The 14,310-nt window shown below is 41.0% G+C and carries 26 protein-coding genes; all 26 read left to right on the top strand.

From position 1 onward, the window contains the following. The first annotated feature begins 10 nt into the window (after window positions 1-10). The 26 genes from rplB to D8793_RS09105 all read left to right on the top strand — a co-directional run bounded on the left by rplB (window position 11) and on the right by D8793_RS09105 (window position 13,950). The gene (gene rplB / locus D8793_RS09230) at window positions 11-844 is read left to right on the top strand and encodes a 50S ribosomal protein L2 (RefSeq protein ID WP_002894482.1); all 834 of its coding nucleotides are present in this window, start codon (window positions 11-13) and stop codon (window positions 842-844) included. Window positions 845-930: 86 nt separating this feature from the next. Continuing rightward, entirely contained in the window at window positions 931-1,212 is a 282-nt protein-coding gene (rpsS, locus tag D8793_RS09225; protein WP_000533766.1) for a 30S ribosomal protein S19, read from the top strand. An 11-nt stretch (window positions 1,213-1,223) separates the two neighbouring features. Then, the gene (gene rplV, locus D8793_RS09220) at window positions 1,224-1,568 is read left to right on the top strand and encodes a 50S ribosomal protein L22 (protein ID WP_005591300.1); all 345 of its coding nucleotides are present in this window, start codon (window positions 1,224-1,226) and stop codon (window positions 1,566-1,568) included. Window positions 1,569-1,580: 12 nt separating this feature from the next. Beyond that, window positions 1,581-2,234: a 30S ribosomal protein S3 gene (gene rpsC / locus D8793_RS09215; RefSeq protein ID WP_005591299.1), complete on the top strand. Its 654-nt coding sequence runs from the start codon at window positions 1,581-1,583 to the stop codon at window positions 2,232-2,234. Window positions 2,235-2,237: 3 nt separating this feature from the next. After that, window positions 2,238-2,651, top strand: a complete 414-nt coding sequence (gene rplP, locus D8793_RS09210; protein WP_005591298.1) for a 50S ribosomal protein L16 — start codon at window positions 2,238-2,240, stop codon at window positions 2,649-2,651. 9 nt (window positions 2,652-2,660) lie between these two features. Then, the gene (rpmC, locus tag D8793_RS09205; RefSeq protein ID WP_005591297.1) at window positions 2,661-2,867 is read left to right on the top strand and encodes a 50S ribosomal protein L29; all 207 of its coding nucleotides are present in this window, start codon (window positions 2,661-2,663) and stop codon (window positions 2,865-2,867) included. Window positions 2,868-2,894: 27 nt separating this feature from the next. Beyond that, window positions 2,895-3,155, top strand: a complete 261-nt coding sequence (rpsQ, locus tag D8793_RS09200) for a 30S ribosomal protein S17 (protein ID WP_002885836.1) — start codon at window positions 2,895-2,897, stop codon at window positions 3,153-3,155. Between the two features lie 25 nt (window positions 3,156-3,180). Then, window positions 3,181-3,549, top strand: coding sequence for a 50S ribosomal protein L14 (rplN, locus tag D8793_RS09195; RefSeq protein WP_002894494.1), 369 nt, complete (start codon window positions 3,181-3,183; stop codon window positions 3,547-3,549). 77 nt (window positions 3,550-3,626) lie between these two features. Next, window positions 3,627-3,932, top strand: a complete 306-nt coding sequence (gene rplX, locus D8793_RS09190) for a 50S ribosomal protein L24 (protein WP_005591295.1) — start codon at window positions 3,627-3,629, stop codon at window positions 3,930-3,932. A 23-nt stretch (window positions 3,933-3,955) separates the two neighbouring features. Next, window positions 3,956-4,498: a 50S ribosomal protein L5 gene (gene rplE / locus D8793_RS09185; RefSeq protein WP_005591294.1), complete on the top strand. Its 543-nt coding sequence runs from the start codon at window positions 3,956-3,958 to the stop codon at window positions 4,496-4,498. Between the two features lie 17 nt (window positions 4,499-4,515). Beyond that, window positions 4,516-4,701: a type Z 30S ribosomal protein S14 gene (locus D8793_RS09180; protein ID WP_001085697.1), complete on the top strand. Its 186-nt coding sequence runs from the start codon at window positions 4,516-4,518 to the stop codon at window positions 4,699-4,701. Window positions 4,702-4,890: 189 nt separating this feature from the next. Next, the gene (gene rpsH / locus D8793_RS09175) at window positions 4,891-5,289 is read left to right on the top strand and encodes a 30S ribosomal protein S8 (protein ID WP_002899666.1); all 399 of its coding nucleotides are present in this window, start codon (window positions 4,891-4,893) and stop codon (window positions 5,287-5,289) included. A 190-nt stretch (window positions 5,290-5,479) separates the two neighbouring features. Beyond that, a complete protein-coding gene (rplF, locus tag D8793_RS09170; protein WP_005591293.1) occupies window positions 5,480-6,016 on the top strand; it encodes a 50S ribosomal protein L6 in 537 nt (178 codons plus the stop codon). A gap of 85 nt (window positions 6,017-6,101) precedes the next feature. Continuing rightward, window positions 6,102-6,458 (top strand): 50S ribosomal protein L18, encoded by a 357-nt coding sequence (gene rplR, locus D8793_RS09165; protein WP_009659213.1) that lies wholly within the window; start codon window positions 6,102-6,104, stop codon window positions 6,456-6,458. 18 nt (window positions 6,459-6,476) lie between these two features. Continuing rightward, on the top strand, window positions 6,477-6,971 hold the full coding sequence (gene rpsE, locus D8793_RS09160; protein WP_005591292.1) for a 30S ribosomal protein S5: 495 nt from the start codon (window positions 6,477-6,479) through the stop codon (window positions 6,969-6,971). A 13-nt stretch (window positions 6,972-6,984) separates the two neighbouring features. Further along, window positions 6,985-7,167, top strand: coding sequence for a 50S ribosomal protein L30 (gene rpmD / locus D8793_RS09155; RefSeq protein ID WP_002894509.1), 183 nt, complete (start codon window positions 6,985-6,987; stop codon window positions 7,165-7,167). A gap of 151 nt (window positions 7,168-7,318) precedes the next feature. After that, the gene (gene rplO / locus D8793_RS09150; protein ID WP_045498220.1) at window positions 7,319-7,759 is read left to right on the top strand and encodes a 50S ribosomal protein L15; all 441 of its coding nucleotides are present in this window, start codon (window positions 7,319-7,321) and stop codon (window positions 7,757-7,759) included. A gap of 12 nt (window positions 7,760-7,771) precedes the next feature. Then, window positions 7,772-9,082, top strand: a complete 1,311-nt coding sequence (gene secY / locus D8793_RS09145; protein WP_005591290.1) for a preprotein translocase subunit SecY — start codon at window positions 7,772-7,774, stop codon at window positions 9,080-9,082. A gap of 95 nt (window positions 9,083-9,177) precedes the next feature. Further along, window positions 9,178-9,816, top strand: coding sequence for an adenylate kinase (locus D8793_RS09140; RefSeq protein WP_125371633.1), 639 nt, complete (start codon window positions 9,178-9,180; stop codon window positions 9,814-9,816). Window positions 9,817-9,932: 116 nt separating this feature from the next. Then, window positions 9,933-10,151: a translation initiation factor IF-1 gene (infA, locus tag D8793_RS09135; protein ID WP_001029883.1), complete on the top strand. Its 219-nt coding sequence runs from the start codon at window positions 9,933-9,935 to the stop codon at window positions 10,149-10,151. A 24-nt stretch (window positions 10,152-10,175) separates the two neighbouring features. Beyond that, the gene (gene rpmJ / locus D8793_RS09130) at window positions 10,176-10,292 is read left to right on the top strand and encodes a 50S ribosomal protein L36 (RefSeq protein WP_001808836.1); all 117 of its coding nucleotides are present in this window, start codon (window positions 10,176-10,178) and stop codon (window positions 10,290-10,292) included. A 17-nt stretch (window positions 10,293-10,309) separates the two neighbouring features. Beyond that, window positions 10,310-10,675: a 30S ribosomal protein S13 gene (rpsM, locus tag D8793_RS09125; RefSeq protein WP_005591288.1), complete on the top strand. Its 366-nt coding sequence runs from the start codon at window positions 10,310-10,312 to the stop codon at window positions 10,673-10,675. A 17-nt stretch (window positions 10,676-10,692) separates the two neighbouring features. Next, window positions 10,693-11,076, top strand: a complete 384-nt coding sequence (gene rpsK, locus D8793_RS09120) for a 30S ribosomal protein S11 (RefSeq protein WP_001118385.1) — start codon at window positions 10,693-10,695, stop codon at window positions 11,074-11,076. Between the two features lie 45 nt (window positions 11,077-11,121). Beyond that, window positions 11,122-12,060: a DNA-directed RNA polymerase subunit alpha gene (locus D8793_RS09115; RefSeq protein ID WP_125371632.1), complete on the top strand. Its 939-nt coding sequence runs from the start codon at window positions 11,122-11,124 to the stop codon at window positions 12,058-12,060. Between the two features lie 11 nt (window positions 12,061-12,071). Next, complete coding sequence (gene rplQ, locus D8793_RS09110) at window positions 12,072-12,458, top strand: 50S ribosomal protein L17 (protein WP_005591286.1); 387 nt, start codon at window positions 12,072-12,074, stop codon at window positions 12,456-12,458. Window positions 12,459-12,678: 220 nt separating this feature from the next. Continuing rightward, window positions 12,679-13,950 (top strand): glutamate-cysteine ligase family protein, encoded by a 1,272-nt coding sequence (locus tag D8793_RS09105; RefSeq protein WP_125371631.1) that lies wholly within the window; start codon window positions 12,679-12,681, stop codon window positions 13,948-13,950. Window positions 13,951-14,310: the final 360 nt, after the last annotated feature.

The following is a 14,310-nucleotide window of genomic DNA, read 5'->3' as shown; positions in this document are numbered from 1 at the left end:
AGGAAATATCGTGGGAATTCGTGTTTATAAACCAACAACAAACGGTCGCCGTAATATGACTTCTTTGGATTTCGCTGAAATCACTACTAGCACTCCAGAAAAATCTTTGCTCGTTTCTCTTAAGAGCAAAGCTGGTCGTAACAACAACGGACGCATCACTGTTCGTCACCAAGGTGGCGGTCACAAACGTCACTACCGTTTGATTGACTTCAAACGTAACAAAGATGCTGTTGAAGCAGTAGTTAAAACTATCGAGTACGATCCAAACCGTTCAGCAAACATCGCTTTGGTTCACTATACTGACGGTGTGAAGGCATACATCATCGCTCCTAAAGGTCTTGAAGTAGGTCAACGTATTGTTTCAGGTCCTGAAGCAGATATCAAAGTCGGTAACGCACTTCCACTTGCTAACATCCCAGTTGGTACTTTGGTTCACAACATTGAGTTGAAACCAGGTCGTGGTGGTGAATTGGTTCGTGCCGCTGGAGCTTCTGCTCAAGTATTGGGTCAAGAAGGTAAATACACTCTTGTTCGCCTTCAATCAGGCGAAGTTCGTATGATCCTTGGCACTTGCCGTGCTACAGTTGGTGTTGTCGGAAATGAACAACATGGCTTGGTTAACCTTGGTAAAGCAGGTCGTAGCCGTTGGAAAGGTATCCGTCCAACAGTTCGCGGTTCTGTAATGAACCCTAACGATCACCCACACGGTGGTGGTGAAGGTAAAGCACCAGTTGGTCGTAAAGCGCCATCTACTCCATGGGGCAAACCTGCTCTTGGTCTTAAAACTCGTAACAAGAAAGCGAAATCTGACAAACTTATCGTTCGTCGTCGCAACGAGAAATAATCTAAAACAATCTATCCGCCAGCTCGGTAGCGCTGCCTAGCAGCGCAGGCCGCTGTGGTACTTATTTTAAAGGAGAAAACATAAAAATGGGACGCAGTCTTAAAAAAGGACCTTTCGTCGATGAGCATTTGATGAAAAAAGTTGAAGCTCAAGCTAACGACGAAAAGAAAAAAGTTATCAAAACTTGGTCACGTCGTTCAACGATTTTCCCAAGTTTCATCGGTTACACAATCGCAGTCTATGACGGACGTAAACACGTGCCTGTTTACATCCAAGAAGACATGGTAGGTCACAAACTTGGTGAATTTGCACCAACTCGTACTTACAAAGGTCACGCTGCAGACGACAAGAAAACACGTAGAAAATAAGGAGAACATAAATGGCAGAAATTACTTCAGCTAAAGCAATGGCTCGTACAGTGCGTGTTTCACCTCGTAAAACTCGTCTAGTTCTTGACAATATCCGTGGTAAAAACGTCGCTGACGCAATCGCAATCTTGAAATTCACTCCAAACAAAGCTGCTGGCATTATCGAAAAAGTATTGATCTCTGCAATCGCTAATGCTGAAAACAACTTTGGTTTGGAAAAAGCTAACTTGGTAGTATCTGAAGCTTTCGCAAACGAAGGACCAACTATGAAACGTTTCCGTCCACGCGCTAAAGGTTCAGCTTCACCAATCAACAAACGCACAAGCCACATCACTGTGGTTGTTGCAGAAAAATAAGGAGGTAACATCGTGGGTCAAAAAGTACATCCAATTGGTATGCGTGTCGGCATCATCCGTGATTGGGATGCCAAATGGTATGCTGAAAAAGAATACGCGGATTACCTTCATGAAGATCTTGCAATCCGTAAATTCGTTCAAAAAGAATTGGCTGACGCAGCTGTTTCAACTATTGAAATCGAACGCGCAGTAAACAAAGTTAACGTTTCACTTCACACTGCTAAACCAGGTATGGTTATCGGTAAAGGTGGAGCAAACGTTGATGCACTTCGTGCAAAACTCAACAAATTAACTGGAAAACAAGTACACATCAACATCATCGAGATCAAATCTCCAGATTTGGATGCTCACCTTGTTGGTGAAGGAATTGCTCGTCAATTGGAGCAACGTGTTGCTTTCCGTCGTGCTCAAAAACAAGCAATCCAACGTGCAATGCGTGCAGGAGCTAAAGGAATCAAAACTCAAGTATCAGGTCGTTTGAACGGTGCAGATATCGCTCGTAGCGAAGGATACTCTGAAGGAACTGTTCCACTTCACACCCTTCGTGCGGATATCGATTACGCTTGGGAAGAAGCTGATACTACTTACGGTAAACTTGGTGTTAAAGTATGGATCTACCGTGGTGAAGTTCTTCCAGCTCGTAAAAACACTAAAGGAGGTAAATAACCAATGTTAGTACCTAAACGTGTTAAACACCGTCGCGAATTCCGCGGAAAAATGCGTGGTGAAGCTAAAGGTGGTAAAGAAGTAACTTTTGGAGAATATGGTCTTCAAGCAACTACTAGCCACTGGATCACTAACCGTCAAATCGAAGCTGCCCGTATCGCTATGACTCGTTACATGAAACGTGGTGGTAAAGTTTGGATCAAAATCTTCCCACACAAATCATACACTGCAAAAGCAATCGGTGTACGGATGGGATCTGGTAAAGGGGCTCCAGAAGGTTGGGTAGCACCAGTTAAACGTGGTAAAGTGATGTTTGAAATCGCTGGCGTATCAGAAGAAATCGCTCGTGAAGCTCTTCGTCTTGCAAGCCACAAATTGCCAGTTAAATGTAAATTCGTAAAGCGTGAAGCAGAATAAGGAGAAAGCATGAAACTTAAAGAAATTCAAGATTTTGTTAAAGAACTTCGTGGTCTTTCTCAAGAAGAACTCGCGAAGCGTGAAAATGAATTGAAGAAAGAATTGTTTGACCTTCGTTTCCAAGCCGCTACTGGTCAATTGGAGCAGACAGCGCGTTTGAAAGAAGTGAAAAAACAAATCGCACGTATCAAAACTGTTCAATCAGAAGTTAAATAATAGACTTGGGAAAGGAGAAATTCTAAAATGGAACGTAATCAACGTAAAACCCTCGTCGGACGCGTCGTTTCTGACAAGATGGATAAGACAATCACAGTTGTAGTTGAAACAAAACGTAACCACCCAGTCTATGGTAAGCGTATTAACTACTCTAAGAAGTACAAAGCACATGATGAAAACAATGTTGCCAAAGAAGGCGATATCGTTCGTATCATGGAAACTCGTCCGCTTTCAGCTACAAAACGCTTCCGTCTTGTAGAAGTTGTTGAAGAAGCGGTTATCATCTAATCAAACCAGAAAGGAGAAAACTTAAATGATTCAAACAGAAACTCGTTTGAAAGTTGCTGACAACAGCGGTGCTCGCGAAATCCTGACAATCAAAGTTCTTGGTGGTTCAGGACGTAAGTTCGCCAACATCGGTGATGTCATCGTTGCATCTGTAAAACAAGCTACTCCTGGTGGTGCGGTTAAAAAAGGTGACGTTGTAAAAGCGGTTATCGTTCGTACTAAATCAGGTGCTCGTCGTAAAGATGGTTCATACATCAAATTCGACGAAAACGCTGCAGTCATCATCCGTGAAGACAAAACTCCTCGCGGAACTCGTATCTTCGGCCCAGTTGCTCGCGAATTGCGTGACGGCGGCTTCATGAAGATCGTATCATTGGCTCCAGAAGTACTTTAATCTAAAATCAAACAAGTCCCCTGGAAGTTTTCCAGGGTGCCCTCATGGGCGTAAGAAATTAAAGGAGAAACCTAATAATGTTTGTAAAAAAAGGCGACAAAGTTCGCGTAATTGCTGGTAAGGACAAGGGTGTTGAAGCACTTGTTGTTGCAGCTCTTCCAAAAGTAAACAAAGTTGTTGTTGAAGGTGTTAACCTTGTTAAGAAGCACCAAAAACCAAATAGCGAAAACCCTCAAGGTGCTATCGTAGAAAAAGAAGCACCAATCCATGCGTCAAACGTTCAAGTTCTTGACAAGAATGGTGTTGCAGGACGCGTTGGTTACAAGTTTGTAGACGGCAAAAAAGTTCGTTACAACAAAAAATCAGGCGAAGTGCTTGACTAATCACGAAGGAAAGGAGAAGTATAATGGCAAATCGTTTAAAAGAAAAATATCTTAATGAAGTAGTACCTGCTTTGACTGAAAAGTTCAACTACTCATCTGTTATGGCTGTGCCAAAAGTGGATAAAATCGTTTTGAACATGGGTGTCGGTGATGCTGTATCAAACGCTAAAAACCTTGAAAAAGCTGCTGAAGAATTGGCTCTTATCTCAGGTCAAAAACCACTTATCACTAAAGCTAAAAAATCAATCGCCGGCTTCCGTCTTCGTGAAGGTGTAGCGATCGGTGCTAAAGTAACCCTTCGTGGCGAACGTATGTATGAGTTCTTGGATAAATTGGTTACTGTATCACTTCCACGTGTGCGTGACTTCCATGGTGTTCCAACAAAATCATTTGATGGACGCGGAAACTACACACTTGGTGTGAAAGAACAACTGATCTTCCCAGAAATCAACTTTGATGACGTTGATAAGACTCGCGGTCTTGATATCGTTATCGTAACAACTGCTAACACTGACGAAGAGTCACGTGCATTGCTTACAGGCCTTGGAATGCCTTTTGCAAAATAATATAGGAGGTAAAACAAATGGCTAAAAAATCAATGATTGCTAAGAACAAACGCCCAGCGAAGTTCTCTACGCAAGCTTATACTCGTTGTGAAAAATGTGGCCGTCCACATTCAGTTTACCGCAAGTTTAAACTTTGCCGTGTTTGCTTCCGTGAATTAGCATACAAAGGACAAATCCCAGGCGTTACCAAAGCATCTTGGTAATTCCAGCTTCCAATTCCGTCATGATTCTTCGTTATCGGCTTTTTCCTAACTTTAGTTATGCCTACTATGCCTACAAGCCGATGCCTAGACTCACTTAGGAATTGAAACCTAGGAACATATTCTGAGCCTAGCTCAATCATTAACTAGCAAGTGCAGCTTGCAAACTACTAGTAAGAGGAGAAATATAAAATGGTTATGACTGACCCAATTGCAGACTTTTTGACTCGTATCCGTAACGCTAATCAAGCGAACCACGAAGTACTTGAAGTACCTGCATCAAACATCAAAAAAGGGATTGCTGAAATCCTGAAGCGTGAAGGTTTTGTAAAAAACGTTGAAATCATCGAAGATGACAAACAAGGCATCATCCGTGTATTCCTTAAGTACGGACAAAATGGTGAAAAAGTTATCACTGGTTTGAAACGTGTTTCAAAACCAGGTCTACGTGTTTACAAGAAACGCGAAGACCTTCCAAAAGTCTTGAACGGACTTGGAATTGCTATCCTTTCAACATCTGAAGGTTTGCTGACTGATAAAGAAGCACGCCAAAAGAACGTTGGTGGGGAAGTTATCGCTTACGTTTGGTAATATTTAGCTCCCAATTTCTTTGTGACTCTTCGTTATCGTCTCTTGCCTAACTCAAAAGTTATGCTTGCGAGACGAAGCATAGATTCACTTTGAAATTGAAACCTAAATGTTCCTTTAAATCGAGAAATCGATTTAAGCCCCGTGAAAACTGGTCGCTTGCGGCCTGACAATTTAACAGGAGAAAATAAACATGTCACGTATTGGTAATAAGGTTATCGTGTTGCCTGCTGGTGTTGAAATCACTAACAATGACAACGTTGTAACTGTAAAAGGACCTAAAGGAGAACTGACTCGTGAGTTCTCAAAAGATATTGAAATCCGTGTGGAAGGAACTGAAGTAACTCTTCACCGTCCAAACGATTCAAAAGAAATGAAAACAATCCACGGAACTACTCGTGCCCTTTTGAACAACATGGTTGTTGGAGTATCAGAAGGATTCAAGAAAGAACTTGAAATGCGTGGGGTCGGTTACCGTGCACAACTTCAAGGATCAAAACTTGTCTTGGCTGTAGGTAAATCTCACCCAGACGAAGTTGAAGCTCCAGAAGGAATTACTTTTGAACTTCCAAACCCAACAACAATCGTTGTTAGCGGAATTTCAAAAGAAGCAGTTGGACAAACAGCTGCTTATGTACGTAGCCTTCGTGCACCAGAACCATATAAAGGTAAAGGTATCCGTTACGTTGGTGAATTCGTTCGCCGCAAAGAAGGTAAAACTGGTAAATAATATTGATTGGCTGATCTTTTCAGCCAGCCAATTTATTTTCCGATTTTGTGCTAAGGCACGTCAATAAAAATAAGAGGTGAAAATTGTGATTACGAAACCAGATAAAAATAAAATCCGCCAAAAACGCCACCGTCGCGTTCGCGGAAAACTCTCTGGAACTGCTGATCGCCCACGTTTGAACGTATTCCGTTCTAATACAGGCATCTACGCTCAAGTGATTGATGACGTAGCGGGTGTAACGCTCGCAAGCGCTTCAACTCTTGACAAAGAAGTTTCAAAAGGAACTAAAACTGAACAAGCCGTTGTTGTAGGTAAACTCGTTGCAGAACGTGCAGTTGCTAAAGGTATTTCTGAAGTGGTGTTTGACCGCGGTGGATATCTCTATCACGGACGTGTAAAAGCTTTGGCTGATGCAGCTCGTGAAAACGGATTGAAATTCTAATAGGGAGGACACTAGAAAATGGCATTTAAAGACAATGCAGTTGAACTTGAAGAACGCTTAGTTGCAGTCAACCGTGTTACTAAAGTTGTTAAAGGTGGACGTCGTCTTCGTTTTGCAGCTCTTGTAGTAGTTGGTGACCGCAACGGTCGTGTTGGTTTCGGTACTGGTAAAGCTCAAGAAGTACCAGAAGCTATCCGTAAAGCAGTTGAAGATGCGAAGAAAAACTTGATCGAAGTTCCAATGGTTGGTACAACTATTCCTCACGAAGTTCTTTCAGAATTTGGTGGAGCGAAAGTATTGCTTAAGCCAGCTGTTGAAGGTTCTGGAGTTGCTGCTGGTGGTGCTGTCCGTGCCGTCATCGAATTGGCAGGTGTGGCAGATGTTACATCTAAATCACTTGGTTCAAACACTCCAATCAACATCGTTCGCGCAACTGTTGAAGGCTTGAAACAATTGAAACGCGCTGAAGAAGTTGCTGCCCTTCGTGGTATTTCAGTTTCTGACTTGGCTTAAGAAAGGGGAACTCATGGCTCAAATTAAAATTACTTTGACTAAGTCTCCAATCGGACGCATCCCGTCACAACGTAAAACTGTTGTAGCACTTGGACTTGGCAAATTGAACAGCTCAGTTATCAAAGAAGACAATCCAGCGGTACGCGGTATGATCACTGCTGTATCTCACTTGGTAACTGTTGAAGAAGTTAAGTAAGCCTTAGCTGAAAGACTTTTATTAAGATACATTAGGGGATTTGAGAATTTTCTCAGCCCCTAAAACTAAATATATGTATAGGCGAGTTTGTATCAGAGACACCTTTTCTCTGGTACGAGCGCTAGCATTTTACAAAAGAGGAGAAAAAATAATGAAACTTCATGAATTACAACCTGCTGCAGGTTCACGTAAAGTTCGCAACCGTGTTGGTCGCGGTACTTCATCAGGTAACGGTAAAACTTCTGGTCGCGGTCAAAAAGGTCAAAAAGCACGTAGCGGTGGCGGTGTTCGTCTTGGTTTTGAAGGTGGACAAACTCCATTGTTCCGTCGTGTACCAAAACGTGGTTTCTTGAATGTAAACCGTAAAGAATACGCGATTGTTAACCTTGACCAATTAAATGTCTTTGAAGATGGTGCAGAAGTAACTCCAGTGGTTCTCATCGAAGCAGGTATTGTAAAAGCTGAAAAATCTGGTGTTAAGATTCTTGGTAACGGAGAATTGACTAAGAAGTTGACTGTTAAAGCAGCTAAATTCTCTAAATCAGCTGAAGAAGCTATCACTGCTAAAGGTGGTTCAGTCGAAGTCATCTAAGAGAGGTGACCTATGTTTTTCAAGCTATTAAAAGACGCACTTAAAATAAAACAAGTACGGTCTAAGATTTTGTTCACACTATTCATCATCTTAGTTTTCCGTATTGGTACAACTATAACCGTTCCAGGAATTAATGCGAAAGCATTGAATAGTTTAAGCGATTTACCTTTCTTAAACATGCTTAGCTTGGTTTCAGGGAATGCCATGCGTAACTTCTCTGTTTTTGCTCTCGGAGTTAGCCCTTACATCACGGCTTCGATCGTGGTTCAGCTCTTGCAAATGGATTTGCTTCCAAAATTTGTAGAGTGGGGCAAGCAAGGGGAAGTCGGACGGAGAAAGCTGAATCAGGCAACTCGCTATATTTCTCTGGTATTGGCCTTTGTCCAATCCATCGGGATTACAGCTGGGTTTGCGACTTTGTCGAGAACCAAACTAGTAGCGAATCCAAATTGGCAAACCTATCTTTTGATTGGTGCCCTCCTCACGACAGGTTCAGTTATTGTGACCTGGTTAGGAGAGCAAATTACAGATAAGGGTTATGGTAATGGTGTATCCATGATTATCTTTGCAGGGATTGTATCTGGTATTCCTGGTATGATCAAAGGAATCTATGAAGATTACTTTGTTAATATCCCGAGCGATCGACTCAATTCGTCTTTGATTTTCGTTGGAATTTTAATTGTTGCGGTTTTGGTGATTATCTATTTCACAACCTTTGTGCAACAAGCTGAGTACAAAATTCCAATTCAATATACGAAGATTGCTCAAGGTGCCCCTTCAAGTTCCTACCTACCGTTAAAAGTGAATCCTGCTGGTGTTATCCCAGTTATCTTTGCAAGTTCGATTACAGCTGCTCCAGCAGCTATCTTCCAATTTGTAAGTGCTATGGGCTATAACGCATCATGGGTTCGGACGGCGCAGGCGCTTCTGGCGACTACAACCATCAGTGGTATGTTTACCTATGCTCTCTTGATTATTCTCTTTACTTTCTTTTATACATTTGTACAAATTAATCCTGAAAAGACAGCAGAGAATTTACAAAAGAGTGGAGCCTATATCCCAGGTGTTCGTCCAGGTAAGGGAACGGAAGAATATATGTCTAAATTGCTTCGCCGTTTGGCGACAGTTGGCTCACTATTCCTAGGAATTATCACAATCATTCCGATCCTAGCCAAAGATCTTTTCGGTCTGACCGATGCAGTTGCTCTTGGAGGAACTAGTCTTCTTATCATCATTTCAACAGGAATTGAAGGAATGAAACAGTTGGAAGGTTATCTTCTGAAGCGTAAGTATGTCGGATTTATGGATACTACAACAGAATAGAAATAGGTTGACTTAGTCAACCTTCTATTTTGTTTTTAAAAAAGTTTATTAAGTGTTTTAATAGATTGCTTTAAAAACAAAAAAGGAGACAAAACATGAATCTTTTGATTATGGGCTTGCCAGGTGCAGGCAAGGGAACACAAGCAGCCAAAATTGTGGAACAATTCCACGTGGCACATATTTCAACTGGGGATATGTTCCGTGCTGCTATGGCCAATGAAACAGAAATGGGTATTTTAGCGAACTCCTACATTTCTAAAGGCGAGTTGGTGCCAGATGAAGTGACAAACGGAATCGTGAAAGAGCGCTTGGCACAGGATGATATTAAAGAGACTGGTTTCTTGTTGGACGGTTATCCACGGACAATTGATCAAGCCCATGCTTTGGATCAAATCCTTGCGGATCTAGGCATCCAACTTGACGCAGTTATCAATATCGAAGTAAATCCAGATAGTTTGTTAGAACGTTTGAGTGGACGGATTATCCACCGTGAAACAGGGGAAACCTTCCACAAAGTTTTCAACCCACCAGTGGATTACAAAGAAGAAGATTACTATCAACGTGAAGACGACAAGCCTGAAACAGTAAAACGTCGTTTGGATGTTAATATCGCTCAAGGCCAACCAATTATTGATCATTACCGCGCTAAAGGACTCGTTCACGACATTCAGGGCAATCAAGAGATTGAGGCAGTCTTCTCAGATATCGAAAAAGTCTTGTCAAATTTAAAATAAAAGCGTTTTTCTCGCTTGCAATATTTGACAAGTAGTGATACAATGAGTTAGTCTGACTTATAATTGTTACCTCTGTGCTCAGAGGAATCTATCGAAATTTAGGGAGGTGCTTTTGCGTGGCAAAAGACGATGTGATTGAAGTCGAAGGCAAAGTAGTTGATACGATGCCGAACGCAATGTTTACGGTTGAACTTGAAAATGGACATCAGATTTTAGCAACAGTTTCTGGTAAAATTCGTAAAAACTATATTCGTATTTTAGCGGGAGATCGTGTTACTGTCGAGATGAGTCCTTATGATTTGACACGTGGACGGATCACTTACCGCTTTAAATAATCGAAAAACTTGGAGGGATAAGAAATGAAAGTAAGACCATCGGTCAAACCAATTTGCGAATACTGTAAAGTTATTCGTCGTAATGGCCGTGTTATGGTAATTTGCCCAGCAAATCCAAAACACAAACAACGTCAAGGATAAGATAGAAAGGAGAAAACATGGCTCGTATTGCTGGAGTTGACATTCCAAATGACAAACGTGTAGTCGTTTCACTTACTTACGTGTATGGTATCGGACTTCCAACTTCTAAGAAAATTTTGGCTGCGGCTGGAATCTCAGAAGATATCCGTGTCAAAGATTTGACATCAGATCAAGAAGACGCAATCCGTCGCGAAGTAGATGCAATCAAGGTTGAAGGTGACCTTCGTCGTGAAGTAAACCTTAACATCAAACGTTTGATGGAAATCGGTTCATACCGTGGTATCCGTCACCGTCGTGGACTTCCTGTCCGTGGACAAAACACTAAGAACAATGCTCGTACTCGTAAAGGTAAAGCCGTTGCGATTGCAGGTAAGAAAAAATAATATAGGAGGTAAAAGTCTTGGCTAAACCAACACGTAAACGTCGTGTGAAGAAAAATATCGAATCTGGTATTGCACATATTCACGCTACATTTAATAACACTATTGTTATGATTACTGATGTGCATGGTAACGCGATTGCTTGGTCATCTGCTGGTGCTCTTGGTTTCAAAGGTTCTCGTAAATCTACACCATTTGCTGCCCAAATGGCATCTGAAGCAGCTGCTAAGTCTGCACAAGAACACGGTCTTAAATCAGTTGAAGTTACAGTTAAAGGTCCAGGTTCTGGTCGTGAGTCAGCTATTCGTGCACTTGCTGCAGCTGGTCTGGAAGTAACTGCTATTCGTGATGTGACTCCTGTGCCACACAATGGTGCTCGTCCTCCAAAACGTCGCCGTGTATAATCATAAACAATTACACTGCTTTTCGTTTAAGAGGGAGTTAACTAAATGATTGAGTTTGAAAAACCAAATATAACAAAAATTGATGAAAATAAAAATTATGGCAAGTTTGTAGTTGAGCCGCTAGAACGCGGTTACGGTACAACACTTGGAAATTCGCTTCGTCGTGTACTTCTCGCCTCACTTCCAGGTGCAGCAGTGACTTCTATAAACATTGAAGGAGTATTGCACGAATTTGATACGATTTCTGGGGTCCGTGAAGATGTTATGCAGATCATTCTGAACATCAAGGGGATTGCTGTAAAATCTTACGTCCAAGACGAAAAGATGATTGAACTGGATGTTGAAGGTCCTGCAGAAGTAACTGCTGGAGATATTTTGACAGACAGTGATATCGAAATTGTAAACCCTGATCATTATCTCTTTACAATCAGTGAAGGTGCTCGCTTCAAAGCGAAAATGGCTGTGAATAGCGGTCGTGGATATGTACCAGCTGATGAAAATAAAAAAGATGATGCACCAGTGGGCACACTTGCGGTAGATTCTATCTATACGCCTGTGACAAAAGTAAATTACCAGGTTGAACCAGCTCGTGTTGGTAGCAACGATGGTTTTGATAAACTTACCCTTGAAATTTTAACGAATGGAACAATTATTCCCGAAGACGCTTTGGGACTATCAGCTCGTATCCTGACAGAGCATCTGAACCTCTTTACAGATTTAACAGAAGTTGCTATTTCAACTGATGTGATGAAGGAAACAGAGAAATCTTCAGATGATCGCATTTTGGAACGTACTATTGAAGAATTGGATCTATCAGTTCGTTCATATAACTGTCTGAAACGTGCAGGAATTAATACTGTCTTTGATTTGACAGAAAAATCTGAGCCTGAAATGATGAAAGTTCGTAACTTGGGCCGCAAGAGTCTTGAAGAAGTTAAAGTTAAACTTGCTGACCTTGGTCTTGGGTTAAGAAATGATAAATAAAGGAGGAATACATGGCTTACCGTAAACTAGGACGCACTAGCTCACAACGTAAAGCAATGCTTCGCGATTTGACTACTGACTTGATTATCAATGAATCAATCGTAACAACTGAAGCTCGTGCTAAAGAAATCCGTAAAACAGTTGAAAAAATGATTACTCTTGGTAAACGTGGTGACTTGCATGCTCGTCGTCAAGCAGCAGCTTTTGTACGTAACGAAATTGCATCAGAAAACTACAATGAAGAGACTAACAAGTACACTACAACTACAGCTCTTCAAAAATTATTCTCTGAATTGGCACCTCGCTATGCTGAGCGCAATGGTGGATACACTCGTATTCTTAAGACTGAACCACGCCGTGGGGATGCTGCGCCAATGGCAATTATTGAATTAGTATAATTTTTATCAATTTTGTTGAGTGTTATGATGATGGAGTTCTTATACTCTTAGTCTAGCTCTGGTCTACCGCTAGGAATTTTCCTAGCGGGAACACTCATCATCATGATGAAAGGGTAGACGCTTGTTTACGAAATTGCTTTTAGTGAAAAACAATTTCGTAAGCAGGCGTTTTTGATTTTTGAATGGGAAAAGAAAAACTTTCTTGAGGGAAGGAGAAGAAATGCAAGATTCGATTGCTATTTTGAAAGAACGATATTTGGCAAATATAAAAGAAAATCCAGACTTATATATTGGGATTGAGTTAGAATTTCCAATTGTGAATCTTCAGGGAGGAGCAACAGATACTCGTGTAACAAGGGAGCTGTTAGTAAGGCTAAATTCAGACTATGGCTTTATCGTAGAAAGAAGGGATTCAGAGGGCAATCCTATCCAGTTAAAAGCTTCAGATAGCGAAGATCGGATACTTTTTGAAGTGTCTTATAATATTTTGGAATTTGCATTTGAAAAAGCGAAAACGATTCAGGAAGTCGAAAGACGCTTTAATCATTACCTAGACACCATTCAAAAGATTTTGCGCAAAAGTCATCATGAGCTTCAGGGACATGGTTTACATCCATTCTGGAAGGAGAATGATAATGGTCCTGTTAAATATCCCCGCTATCAAATGTTAATGCAATATCTAGCTTTGAGTGAGAAAATTGGAGGAGATTTCTTCCATCGCCATCCTGATTATGGTAGCTATATTTGTGGGAGCCAGGTACAGTTAGATGTTTCACGGGCAAATTTCATACAGGTAATTAACACCTTTAATCAAATCGAGGCTGCCAAAGCTTATCTTTTTGCCAATTCAGAGTTGATGACAGAGGATTTCTTTACTAAAATATCTAGAGATCGTTTTTGGGAAGAATCGATGCATGGCCTGTTAGTAGAAAATGTCGGTGTTAATCCCCATGATTTCAAAGATGAGGAAGATTTTTTCAATTATTTAAATCATACAGCCATTTTCAATGTTGAGCGAGAGGGTGACACTTATTATTTTCCTCCTATCGTAGCCGGAGAGTATCTAAAGCAGGAGCAAATCAAGGGATACAATTTAAGTGGCAAGGAAAGTCTAGTAATCCCCCATGCAGATGATTTTTGTAATCACAGAAGCTACCAGTACCAAGATTTGACAACACGGGGAACGATCGAATTTAGGAGCACTTGTGCTCAGCCTCTCGATAGGACCTTTGCACCAGCAGCTTTTCATTTGGGATTGTTGGCTAATCTTGAGGAAGTGACCGCTTATCTTAAAGATTGTGATTTCTTCAAATTAGAGGGGCGTAACTATAAAAGGCTACGCAGAAAGTATTCGCAAATCGAATTAACACAAGCGGATCAAGACTCTATTCAATTATTTGCAGCTGATCTCCTTCAATTAGCAATTAAAGGTTTGGAAAAACGAAAAGAAGGGGAAGAGTGCTACTTGTTTCCGCTCATGAATGAGGGATAAAGTAATTTCTTTTTAACCTCTAATAGCAAGCCGTAGTAAATTTCTTCAAGTAATTAATTGGATTGTGTATTATATTAGTTTGAGTATGTTTGAATGAATTTAATTGTATTTGGAATATTTAATAGACTTTAGCAGCACGGTGATATAGTGGATAGGGGAGAGGTAAGAAGAGTTAACCTTTCCCTTTTAGTTATTGATTTATAGGTGATTTTAGAGGGGGTTGGAAGAAAAGATGAAAAAAAGATAAAAAAATTTCAAAAAGGTGTTGACAAGGGAGTGGATAGGTGATATACTGATATAGTTGTCGCTTGAGAGAGCGGTAAAGACCTTTGAAAACTGAACAAGACGAACCAATGTGCA

It is taken from the genome of Streptococcus cristatus (assembly GCF_003943465.1).
Lineage (GTDB): Bacteria > Bacillota > Bacilli > Lactobacillales > Streptococcaceae > Streptococcus > Streptococcus cristatus_C.
This window is presented reverse-complemented; position numbering and strand designations above follow the sequence as displayed.